This is a genomic window from Arthrobacter sp. I3, assembly GCF_000520575.1.
Classification (GTDB): domain Bacteria; phylum Actinomycetota; class Actinomycetes; order Actinomycetales; family Micrococcaceae; genus Arthrobacter; species Arthrobacter humicola_A.
Genome location: NZ_KI914927.1, coordinates 158,822 through 170,922, shown reverse-complemented (window position 1 = coordinate 170,922; position 12,101 = coordinate 158,822). Strand labels below are relative to the sequence as shown.

Here is a 12,101-nt window from a genome sequence, read left to right as displayed (position 1 = left end):
AGCGGCCCCGCCAGCCGGCGTTCTCAGACTGCTGTTACAGTGCTGTTCCCGTGGTGAATGTCCACGAACGGCTGGGCAACGGGTTGCCTGCCAGATCGCGGATCCGGGTGGTGCCACCGGTGATGATGACCCTGTACTGCGTGCTGGCGAGAAGCGTCGCACTGGGGTTGATTGTCAGCACCCTGGTTGTGGCGTTGTACGTCACCGCGACCGCGATGTCGGCCCCGGTGGAGGCCCGCACGATCCGGACGCTGCCGGCAGCGGCGAATCCGGTGATGGGCTCACTGAACGTCACCGTCGTGTTGCTGTTTCGCAGCACCCCTATGGCTCCCGAAGCGGGGGTCGTGGAGGTGATGACCGGAAGAGGTCCCGACGTGAACGTCCACGTGCTCGTCGCCATCGTGTTGCCCGCAAGGTCACGGACGCCGGAGACAGTCACGGTGTAGAGGCGGTCTGCCGGCAGCGTTGCCACCGGGTTGAGCGTCGCGACGCGGGTCAGCGAATTGTAGGAGACGACGGCGGCGATCGCCGTGGTGCCCTGCCGCAGTTGGAAGTTCGTTCCCGTCACCCCCGTCACCGCTTCGCTGAACGTTGCCGTCACGTTGGCGCCCTGGCTGACCGACAATGCCCCCGGTGCAGGGGACCGCGCGGTCAGGGTGGGAGCCACGAATTCGGTACGTGGTGTCACCGCTGCGGTGCGGGCTGAGAATCCGCCCGTACCCACTGCGTTGACTGCGGCGACGTCGAACGTGTACGCCGTCCCGTTGGTCAGGCCCGTCACGAGGACGCTTCCGACGTTTCCGGTGACTGCCTGCGTCTTGATCAGGGCAGTTCCGGCGAAGGCCCGCACCGAGTAGCCGGTGATGGGCGATCCGCCGGTGTTCGTCGGAGCGGTCCACCTCACGGTCACCGAGGCATTCCCTGCCGTGGTCGTCCCGATGGTGGGCGCTCCCGGTACGGTTGCCGTCGTCGGGCTCACCGTGTTGGAGAGTGCCGAGAACGGGCTGTCACCGAGGGCGTTGCTGGCCAGCACCTGGAACCGGTACTGGGATCCGTTGGTCAGACCGGTTACCACCAGGCTGGTGGCGCCTGCCGGAGCGGTGCGCAGGGCACCGACCTGGACGCCGGCCGGGTTCGTCGTCACGTCGAGCACCTTCACGGAAAAGGCGTCGGCTGGCCCGACCGTCGGGGCCGTCCAGCGAACCGTTGCCTGCCCGGGGCCGGCGGTTGCCGTGCCGATGACCGGAGCGCCTGGCAGTACGGTGTCGGAGAACTGCAGGAACTCGATGTTGCGGATCGTATCCGTGCCATCGACTCCAACGTTGTCCACCACCGTGGTGGTTGAGCCAGCCGAACCGATGGTGCCGGTGCCGCCTGTCGTGGTGATGGTGTAGTTGGCCCGCGGTCCGGAGAAGATCGCGACGTCCCGGTTGCCCGCGGTTTCGAGGGCGGTGGGGGTGACGAGTTCGCGGACAGCCACCAGGTTCCCCGGGTTGACGACGCCGGCCGCTACTGCGGCCGCCAAGGTCTGCGGGTTACCTGCCTGGTACGGGCGCTCCATGAGGTCGGTGGTGCCGATCTCTGCGCCCGCGTTGTCCCGCACGCTGATGCGGATCTTCAGGTACCGGTCGCCGTCGATGACGTCGTTGCCGCCCCTGCCCTCGAGCTTGTCGCTGCCGAGGCCGCCGACAAGGATGTTACCGTCGCCCCAGACCGGACCGGTCAGCGGGCAGACGCCCATCGGTGAGAGTGCCTCGACCGGCGCAAGCGGGGTGGTCGGTGCCGGCAGGATAGCCTGCAGGCCGGCGATCCGGTTGATGCCCGTCTGGTCGAGGACGTCGCAGCCACTGAAGCCTGCACCACCTACGGTGCTGGGCACTGCGTCGTCGCCACGGATGACGTCGTCGAACTTGGAACCGGAGTTGGCTTCCACTTCCTGCCACCGGTCGCGGTTGACCACGACGGGCAGCGGAACACCAACGAGGTTGTTGTTGATCTTCATGTCGTCGTCGGCTGCTACGGTGTCGTACTGGTGCGTGGCCCAGTCGAAGCCGGCAGCACCGGCGTAGCGGTCGATGGCCGCGTTGGACGTCATGATGTCGTCGCCACCCTCGGCGTCGTAGTCGTTCTCGCCAACCTGTCCAACGAAGATGTCGTTTCCGGGCTTCGTCTGGGCCGGGTCGTCGAAGAACGGAGCACCGTGATCGCCGATCAGCAGGTCCTGGCCGGAACCGCCTTGGATCCAGTCATCGCCGCCGTCACCGAACGTCGCATCCGCACCGTCACCGGACTGCACGAAGTCGTTTCCTTCGCCGGCAAACGTTTCGTTGTCGTTGGCGCCGCCGTTGGTGAAGTCCTGGCCGTCGCCGCCCATGTTGATGTCGTCGCCGATACCGGAGTTGAGGTAGTCGTTACCCGGACCGCCCTTGAGGACGTCGGCCCCGGACAGATCGGTGATCCTGTCGTTGCCGTCGCCGCCGAGTGCGATGTCGTCGCCGCCGTTGCCTTCAATGACGTCGTCGCCTTCGTTGCCGAGGAACGTGTCGTTGTCGTTGCCGCCGGTGACCCGGTCAGCGTTGGCGGTGCCGTTGTACACCGATTGGCCGTTGATGCCGCTCGGGTCGACCGTGTTCTTCTCCATGTACTGGATGGTGCCGTCCGGCTTGCGCAGGAGCAGCAGGTTCTCCTTGCACTCGCTGGTCGGGTCGTCGGCGACCGTGGCCCCCGAGGCCGTGTAGCCGGCCGGTGTACCGGCCAGGTTGCCCAGCTGGAACTTGCAGTCGGCGGTTCCGAAAGCATCCGCCTTGAGCGAGTGCGCATTGGTGTTGCGCATGATCATCTCCGCGAAGGAGTTGCTCTCCAGCTGCGACCGCAGGTTCATGCCCGGCGTGCGCGCCAGGTAGTACAGGCGGTCACCGTTCTGCAGGTCGGTCATCTGGTTCTCGAACACGTAGTTGAACGTGCTGCCCAAGAGTCCGCCGAAGAGGTTGGTCTTCTCCGCCAGGCCGCCAACCCAGAGGTCGACCCGGTTCAGGCCGGTCTCCTGGGTGGCCCACGGTCCGGCACTGTTCATGAAGTCGCTCATGTCAGCCGTGGGAGGAGTCGCCAGGGTGCCCGGATCGACGATTGCCTTGGCCGCTGCCCGCTTGCCCGCCAGCGTGGTTTCGCTGGTGATGGTCGGGTAGGTGCCGTAGGCGGCAACAAAGTTGACCAGCGATTCCGGGTGCTTGAGGTTCTGCCCGAAGTCGGCCCAGCTCGTATACGGAGCCAATTGAGCGTCGCCCGTGGCGTCGTTGATCTGGCGCCGCAGCTCATTGAGCGGCGGGACGCCTTCGGAACGTGCACGGGTCATGTTGATCGTCGCCAGGTCCAGGGGAAGACCCAGCAGGTTGTTGCGCAGCGTGCCCGTCACGAACTCGTCGAGTTCGTTGCCGACCTGGTCGCTCATGCCCATGACGATGCTGCCTGCGGCCTCTTCCGAGGTCAGGGACCCCGCCGATCCGCCGTTGGTGTACTCGGGCGGGTTCAGGAAGCCATGGAGCAGGGAAATGGAGTTGTCAGTGCCGTCCGCGTTGGTGCGCGAGATCGTCTCCGTCAGCATAGAGTGGCCGAAGCGGTAGACCGCGTGGGCGAACTCCGCCCTCACGGCCGCGTTGAGGTCCGTGTGGTAGACGTGGAAGGGCTGGATCGCGGGTTGGACCTTGCGGCCGAACTCCTCGAACACCAGGTGCTGGTATTCCATTTCCGTGACGAACCGTGCCGCCTGGAACAGGCGTTCGCCGTTCCAGCCGTTGGCACCGGCAGCCAGCTTCCACTCCGCCAGTGCGGCGACGCCCTTGGCCGAAGTGTCGTTGGTCAGGGTGTTCTCGATGTCCGCGACGAGCCGGTCATGCTCGGAGTGGAACACCTGGTGGATGGTGGTCAGTCCGATGTTTTCGTTGACGCGGCCGTCACCGGCACAGAAGTGCGCGTTGAGCATTTCGTCGTCGTAAGTCCCGGCGGGCTGGTTCGCAAAATCTGCCGAGGCAGTGTTGTCGCTGTCCGGGGTGGGCGCGACGGGCGGCGTGGCAGGGTTGTGGTCCGCGTCCTGCGGCGACGGGTCGGCGTTGTGCGCGATGTCGGTCAGGAACGGGGTGTCGAAGTACCGCACGTTTGCCGGCACCGGGACAGGATTTGCCGTGTTGCCCTCAACGAGTCCGGTCAGCGTGACGTACTGCGGCAGGCCCCGGGCGGGGCCGGGGATGAACTTGCCGTACGGGTCAGCTGCGATCATCGGGATGTTGGTGACGTCCTTGTCCTCGAGCTTGAGGCCAAGGAAGATCGCTGCTTGCGACTTGACGTCCGCCCACGTGGCCATGCCGCCGGCGGTGGGGCCGGCAGGACCGCCCAGGAGCTTGCCGGTTGAAACCGGCCTGCCGGCGGCGTTGTTGATGTACTCCCGCAGGAACACCTGGTGCGAGGGGTGGGACGTGTAGGTCTGGGACTGGTCCACGTAGGGCGAGTCCGTGTTGGCGGCTTCCTGGACGTCATCCGCGGTGCCGAGGATGCCGTCGTTGCCGGGCTGGTTCTGGGCCCGGGTGAGGACCATGAACGCGTTCGGGCTGTTGGGGGCCACTTCGTCACCGGTACCGGCCTTGCCATCAGGGCCTACGGTAATCAGCGGGTCGTCGGCCTTGAGCGGCACGAACACCGTTCCGCCGCCCTTGACCGTCTGGTCCACGCCGTGGTCGAAGAACTGACCGAACAGGGTAAACAGGGAGTTGTAGGGCGGGGAGAGGCCGACGTCGGTGGTGACGTTGGGGATGAACAGCGTGTCACCCGTGGGGACGCAGCCGGCCGGCACAGCCTCGACCGGCGGAGTCGCCAAGGGGTCAGGATCAGTGGTGCAGGGGAACAGACCGGGGTTGCCCTGGGTCCGGACCGGGAACCCGGCAGCAGCCACGGCGGCTGGATTGGTGGAGGTCTGGTCCACGATCAGATTGCTGATCTGGCGGGGCTGGGCGTCGAACACATTGCCCGACTTCTGTGCGTAGGAGGACGTGCCGGCAGGGCCGAACCCTGCGGGGACGGCGTCGGCGGTGTTAAACGACGGCGTCGCGTGACGCGGGAATAGCTGATCGGCGGCCCCATACGTTTCGCGGCCCTTGATCAGGTTGTTGCAGGAGCCGTCAACCGTACGGAGGCCGTAGGAGGTGAGGGCGTCCGGGATCTGGTTGGGGCCCGGCCCGACCAGCGCCCCGCAAGGGCCGGTCGCCGACGTCGTATTCGCGACGTGCGCCTCGGCGATCTTGATTTGCTTGAGGATATAGGCCAGGTCGGCCGCGGTGACGGTGAAGCCTGCGCCGACGGGTACCGGCGCGGCGCTGGCGCCAAGCGCCGTTGTGGTGAGTCCAACAAAACTGAGCAAGGTCATCGCTGTCCCTGCCGCTACTGCGCGGGTCGGCCGGCTAAAGGCACGTCTTTGGCCTTCAACCTTCCTGCATGCGAACAAATTCATTGCACACCTGCCTCTTAGAGTGAGTGATGGTGCAACAGTGCTGGGTGATTCCTTGGGGAAAACTGGGACCGGTCGGTAACTTCGGATCCGGACCGCAGTCCGGTGCTTTCCGGGGCCTCTGGCCACCCGGACCATGCTCTGGGGCTACGTGCGCAGACGCTTTGGGCTACTCGCCCTGTGCTCGACGGCGCTGCCGCAGCCTACGCGGGAACGACTGCACGGGCGTACTGTCGACGAATAACGGCCGAGTAACGGATACCCCCCGAGGTCCCGTTTTTTTGGCCTCCGCTACCTGAGGCCGGCGCACAGCAGATCCCCAGCTTGCGCCAAGGTGGTGCTGGTAATGGTGGCCCGCACAGGAGCTGGACGGTGCACTCGATAGTGGCGGCATAGGCCCCCGGGTTGCCTGGGCAGACCCGGGGGCTTTGCGACCGTTTGACCCTTCTGGACCAGCGGGCGACGGTGGGCGCTCGAATGCCGCTGGCTGGCTGAGCCGCGAGCAGCGAGCTTGAGGGACAAGGGCACCCTGGCTATGTGCCGGCTACACCCACTGCGTTCCTTCGCCGTGGGCTCGTCGCACGGGAACCGCCAGAGCCGCGGCGAAACCTGATGAGTCCGAAGTTCTTCTCAGGAATTGCCATGGCAAAATACCAAACCATGCCGAGGGGCAGAATGATCAAGCTTGTGATGAGTGTGTAGAAAGGCATCAGCAAAAGCCAGCGATTCCGATTTTTCCAGTGGATGCCATAAATCATGCCGAAGTAAAGAACGGCCGCGGCCAGCAGTGACAGCCCGGGATGCACGAGCGCTTCCCACCGAAGAAGGAGAAAAGCAAACAGTACGACGCTGCCGTATGTCCAGAAGAACGGATGCCAAAAGCAGAAGCGGATATTCACAATATACAAGCGGAATTCCCCGCCCGCCCAGGCCAGGCGCTGCCGCCACCAGGCCCGCAGCGTCGCTGGTACCTCCGTGTTCACGGCGAACGGAATGTGTGTCATACGGTATCCAAGGCGCTCACCGAGCAGTCCTGTCTCAACATCATTCCCCTGGAAGAAGAGTGAATGCTGCGCCATGATGGCACGCATTGCGGATGTTGTTCCTGCGTGGCATGCCCCGCTCAGAAGCCACGGCATGACGAACCTGAGGCGCATGGCCAGGCGGTACTCATGCCGCTGCAACTGGACCAAGGCGGGACCCTCCGCCTGCGGCACCAGTTCAATGGAGGCGACATCGTCACCCCGCCTCCGAAGCTCTCCCACCAGCTCTGACAGCGGGCGGACTGACGTCGTGTCCGCATCCAGACATACGACGTATTCAGCGTCAACGGCAGATTCCAGTGCGTCCCGAATGACTCGGTCACGGACTGTACCGCCAGTTCGGCGACCAGTTCCGGCAGAAGGCGCAACGTAATCGCTGAGGAATACCCGGAAACCATGAGTCGTCGCAATTTGGTCGAGCGACTGCCTGAAGCCGTCGGACTCACCGGAGGTCGTACAGAGGATGACCTGGGAGCCGTAGCTGTGGAGAAAGTCGACGTTTGTCAAATAGCGGATATCGCCATAGATGGGAACCAGCACGTCGAATGACAAACCCTGAAGCGACTCACTGCCGGCTTCCCGGACCGCCGTTCCGAAGCGGCTGCTGCGGGCCGCCCCGACAGCGTCAACTAAGACTGCGAGAAGTGGCAGTGCCAAGAGCGCCAGAAGAGAGGCTGTCCAGTCCATCGTTTACCTTTCCGGCCGTATTGAATTCGAGGGCCTCGCGAACGAGTGCAGGATGCGCGCCGTGATCGACGAGCTCGCGAAGAAGTTCCAGTGCAGGGTCAACCGGATAGGTTCCAACATCGACCTTCAGGATGCGCGGATGAGGCGTGGCGTAGTGGGTTTCGCGCATGTCGAAAAGTTCCTCGGACATCTTTTCGCCGGGACGCAGGCCGGTGTACTCAACTGCAGGCATCGGGCAGTCAACCATTTCGACGTACCGGCGCAGCAGCGACTCGATCCGCACAGGGGCGCCCATGTCCAGCACGTAGGTTTCCCCGCCGGAACCGAGGCAAGCGGCTTCGATCACCAGGCCGGCTGCTTCGGGGATGGTCATGAAGTAGCGTGCGACACCGGGATCGGTGATCCGGATCGGCTGTCCCCTCTCAATCTGAGTCATCAGCGTGGGCAGGAAGGAGCCTCGGCTGCCAAGAACATTTCCAAACCGGACACTTGCCAGTTTGGTCTCTGAGGTGCCGGCATACTTGCCGGCCACGTGCTCGGCGAGCCTCTTGGACCATCCCAATGCCGATGTCGGATTGGCCGCCTTGTCTGTGCTGATGTTGACAACCCTGCTGACACCTGCAGCAATTGCTGCTCGGACTACGGACTGGGTTCCAAAGACGTTGGTCTTGACTGCTGCCTCAGGTGCCCGCTCGAGAAGCGGCAGGTGCTTGTGGGCTGCGGCATGAAAGACGACATCCGGGTGGACCTCCTGCATGATGCGCCGCATGAGCTGTTCGTCCCGGATGTCGGCCAGCCGGTACACGTCGTCGTCCAGCAGCGCCAGGCCTTCCAGATCCATTTGCAGGTTATAAAGGGCGAACTCGTCGTCGTCGATGCAGAAGACCTTGCCAGCTTCCAGCGTATGCATCTGGCGCACGATCTCTGAGCCGATGGAACCCCCGGCGCCCGTCACGAGGATCGTTCTGCCTTGGATCAAAGCTTTCGCAGCAGACCCGTAAACGTGCATCGACTCTCTGCCAAGTAGTCGGTCGGCCCAAATCTTTTCCATCGCACTGCCCCCATGTTCACAAAATTGTTCGGCTTCTTATTGAGCAAATTCATCGCAGGACAGATCTCTTCGGCTCCGCCAGGAGGCGGCCGAACGCAAATGAATAACCCGCATGCCGCAGGGCCGTGACCCTGGAATCCGTTGGTTTTCCCCCGCTGAGACCTTCCACCCCAACAACACACGGCTTCTTTCTCGGCAACACGAGTAGCTGGTACCTGTAAATGAGCGTGAGCGCTACTTGGTAAGGAGGACTTGCCTACGTGCCCCGGCCAGGGCAATTGCTTGCGGCGCTCCGATCAAGCTGATAGGCCTGACGGTAAGGTGCAGAGTGGCAGATCAGCACGCCGCCCCATCCGGGTGGTGGTTGCAGAAGGGAAGTTCACGTGACTCGCAAGACTCCTCATATCGAGGAACCGTCCGAAAAGGATCTCGTCGTCGGGGACGGGCCGAAAAGCTGGGCCGCCGGCGTCCCGGGCGTATACCACTCCATGAAGCCGGCCATCGAACAGATGGGACTGAACCGGACCCGCAAGACCGTCATGGCGATGAACCAGAAAGACGGCTTCGACTGTCCGAGCTGCGCGTGGCCGGATCCCCACCACCGCAAGGCATTCGAGTTCTGCGAGAACGGGGCCAAAGCGGTGACCTGGGAAGCGACCCCGGTGGTGGTTCCCGCAACTTTCTGGGCCGAGAATGCCGTCAGCGACCTGCGCAGCCAGACCGAGTACTGGCTTGGCATGCAGGGCCGCCTGACCGAACCGGTGTACAAGGCCGCCGGCGAGGACCACTACAAGGCGGTCAGCTGGGACGAGGCGCTCCGGCTCGTGGCCGACAAGCTCAAGGGCCTGGACTCCCCCGACCAGGCGGCGTTCTACACGAGCGGCCGGACCTCGAACGAGGCTGCCTTCCTCTACCAGCTCATGGTCCGCGGCTACGGCACCAACAACCTGCCGGACTGCTCCAATATGTGCCATGAATCCTCCGGCTGGGCCATGGGCCAGACCATCGGCATCGGCAAGGCGACGGTCAGCTTCGACGACTACGCCAAAGCCGACCTGATCATCATCATGGGCCAGAACCCCGGCACCAACCACCCCCGGATGATGACCGAACTTGAGGCGTGCAAGCGCAACGGCGGCGAGATCGTGGCCGTCAACCCGCTCCCCGAAGCAGGCCTGCGCCGGTACAAGAACCCGCAGCAGGTCAACGGGGTCGTCGGTCACGGCGTCCAGATCGCAGACCAGTTCCTCCAGATCCGGATCGGCGGCGACATGGCGCTGCTGCAGGCCGTGTCCAAGCGCGTGCTCGACGCCGAGGCCAAGAACCCCGGGACAGTCCTGGACCACGCCTTCCTGGCGGAACACTGCGAGGGGCTCGAGGAGCTCAAGGAACACCTCGCCGGGCTGGATGAAGGCACAGTTCTTGAGGCCACGGGCCTGCACAGCGAGGACATCGATGAGCTGGCCGCCCGCTATCTCAAGTCCGAGAAAGTCATCATCACCTGGGCCATGGGCATCACCCAGCAGAAGAAGGGTGTTGCCACCATCAAGGAGATCATCAACCTCCTGCTGCTGCGCGGCAATATCGGCAAGCCGGGTGCCGGCGCCTCCCCCATCCGCGGGCACAGCAATGTGCAGGGCGACCGGACCATGGGCATCTGGGAGCAGATGCCGCAGTCCTTCATGGAGGCCCTCGGCGAGGAGTTCGATTTCGAGCCGCCCCGCGAACACGGCGCGGACGCCGTCGAGACCATCAACAAGATGCGCGCGGGCGAGATCAAGGTGTTCGTCGCCCTGGGCGGCAACCTGGTGGGTGCCATCTCGGACACGAACGCCGCCGAGGCTGCGATGCAAAACACGGAGATGACGGTGCAGATCTCGACCAAGCTGAACCGCTCGCACACTGTGACGGGCCGCGAGGCCCTGATCCTCCCCACGATGGGCCGGACCGAGATCGATATCCAGGAATCCGGTCCCCAGTTCGTGTCGGTGGAGGACACCGTCTGCGCCGTGCACCCGTCCTGGGGCAGCGTCGAGCCGGTGTCCCACCATCTGCTCTCGGAGCCGGCCATCGTGAGCCGGCTGGGCAAACTCCTCGTGGGCGACAAGATCAGGGCCGACTGGGACGGCTATGAGAAGAACTACGACCTTATCCGGGACCACATTTCGCGCGTGGTGGGCGGCTGCAAGGACTACAACCAGAGGATCCGGCAGGAAGGCGGGTTTATCCTCGCCAACGGTCCCCGCGACTCCCGCACCTTCCCCACGCCCACCGGCAAGGCCGTGCTGACAGTCAATGATCTTGAACTTGTCGAACGGCCGCATGGAACCCTGATCCTGCAGAGCATGCGCTCCCACGACCAGTTCAACACCACCATCTACTCGCACAACGACCGCTACCGTGGCATCAAGAAGGGCCGCCATGTGGTGTTCGTGAACCCTGACGACATCGCCGAGCTCGGCCTTCTGGACGGGCAGTACGTGGACGTCCGCGGCGTATACGACGACGGTGAGGAACGCGTGGTGCGCAAGTTCCGTGTGGTGTCGTACCCCACGGCACGCGGTTGCGCTGCTGCCTACTACCCCGAAGCCAACGTGCTGGTGCCACTGAACCACACGGCCGAAGGCAGCAACACGCCAGTCTCGAAGGCAGTCATCGTCCGGCTCGAGCCGAGCCTGGACCAGACGCCCGTCGGCGCGGCAACAGCCCCTGCCCGGGTGGCCTCACCCTAGGCACCCGCCAGAGGCACCCGCCAGAGGCACCCGCCAGCCGGGGCCGGGCCAGTCCGAACCACCGGACATGCCCCGCCCCGGCCCCGGCGGATGGACATAACACCAACATGCCCATCCCTGCGCCCCACCGCGGAGCATGTCCAGTGGCTGCGGACTGCGCGCATGGCGTGATCCCTGTGCATCAGGTCCGGTGTGCTTCCAGGGTGCTCGCGGGCCGGGCTACTGGGCCCTCTTGGCCCAGCCTTTCTCGTCCGGGCCGCCCGACTCGCCATGTTCGCAGAGCTCGATGACCTTGTTTGATGCGGCGTGCACGGCCTCCTGCGTGCCCTTGCGGCCCTTGGTGGACGCAGTACCCGCCGCGTAGCCCACGATGAACGCACTGATGGCGTCCGCATGCGGCCCGACGGCTTTGACCGATTCCTCTGCCACCTGGACGATCTTTTCGTGGTCGACTTCCAGGTCGAGGATCTGCAGCGCCTGGATCAGCCGGCTGCTCCAATGCCGCAGCGAGCTGTCTTCGTCTCGGGACAACGTCATTGCTACTCCTTCTCGCAGGGTGAATGGATCGTCTAACCCTCAAGGGGTAGCACCCGTCCCCGGCGTTGCGCAACGCGACACAGCGGCACAGCGGCAGCCGGCACGGCGGCGGCCCCTCAGCTCCAGAGCGCCACGTGGAACTTGGACCCCCGCCGTTCCAGCCCTCGCGAACCGCCGGGGGCGACCATGGCCGCGGTGGCGTCGGCGGTGCCGGCAAACCGTTGGAGGGTCCGCGCCATGGTGGTGGCCCGGCCGCGGTCCAGGGTACTGGCCCACCAGAGTCCGGAGATCGGCGTTCCGGCTACCGGCACACGGACCAGGGAACCGCTGCGGATTTCAGCCCGGACAATATGCCCCAAAGCCAGCATGGTTCCCTCTCCGGCCCTGACGGCGGCCAGGGCCTCCGTCTCGCTGCTCAACCGGACGATCTCCGGCGCCACCGACTGGGCAGCCAGCCAGCGGCCCTCCTCGCTGGCCGCCTGGATGCCGGCGGGCCCGGCAAACCAGGGTCTGCGCACCAGCTCGGCCGGCGCGACCGGCCCGTGGAGGGCGGCGAT

General features: G+C 64.8%; 6 protein-coding genes. 1 reads left to right on the top strand and 5 read right to left on the bottom strand.

The features are described from left to right. Nucleotides 1-34: 34 nt before the first annotated feature. The 3 genes from Y706_RS25175 to Y706_RS25165 all read right to left on the bottom strand — a co-directional run bounded on the left by Y706_RS25175 (nt 35) and on the right by Y706_RS25165 (nt 8,275). Nucleotides 35-5,413: a peroxidase family protein gene (locus Y706_RS25175; protein ID WP_052355070.1), complete on the bottom strand. Its 5,379-nt coding sequence runs from the start codon at nt 5,411-5,413 to the stop codon at nt 35-37. A 614-nt stretch (nt 5,414-6,027) separates the two neighbouring features. Further along, a complete protein-coding gene (locus tag Y706_RS25170) occupies nt 6,028-7,224 on the bottom strand; it encodes a glycosyltransferase family 2 protein (RefSeq protein ID WP_253906778.1) in 1,197 nt (398 codons plus the stop codon). Further along, on the bottom strand, nt 7,163-8,275 hold the full coding sequence (locus Y706_RS25165; protein ID WP_253906777.1) for an SDR family NAD(P)-dependent oxidoreductase: 1,113 nt from the start codon (nt 8,273-8,275) through the stop codon (nt 7,163-7,165). Before Y706_RS25165 ends, Y706_RS25170 begins: the two co-directional genes overlap by 62 nt. A gap of 383 nt (nt 8,276-8,658) precedes the next feature. Here Y706_RS25165 and Y706_RS0112205 point away from each other — a divergent pair, with 383 nt between their 5' ends. Further along, the gene (locus Y706_RS0112205) at nt 8,659-11,007 is read left to right on the top strand and encodes an FdhF/YdeP family oxidoreductase (RefSeq protein ID WP_028276815.1); all 2,349 of its coding nucleotides are present in this window, start codon (nt 8,659-8,661) and stop codon (nt 11,005-11,007) included. 219 nt (nt 11,008-11,226) lie between these two features. Here Y706_RS0112205 and Y706_RS0112200 read toward each other — a convergent pair whose 3' ends face one another. Together Y706_RS0112200 and Y706_RS25160 are read right to left on the bottom strand one after the other, a co-directional pair. Further along, complete coding sequence (locus Y706_RS0112200) at nt 11,227-11,544, bottom strand: DUF6457 domain-containing protein (protein ID WP_028276814.1); 318 nt, start codon at nt 11,542-11,544, stop codon at nt 11,227-11,229. 116 nt (nt 11,545-11,660) lie between these two features. Then, nucleotides 11,661-12,101: LysR substrate-binding domain-containing protein (locus Y706_RS25160; RefSeq protein ID WP_043436057.1), on the bottom strand; the 441-nt coding region annotated here is incomplete at its 5' end.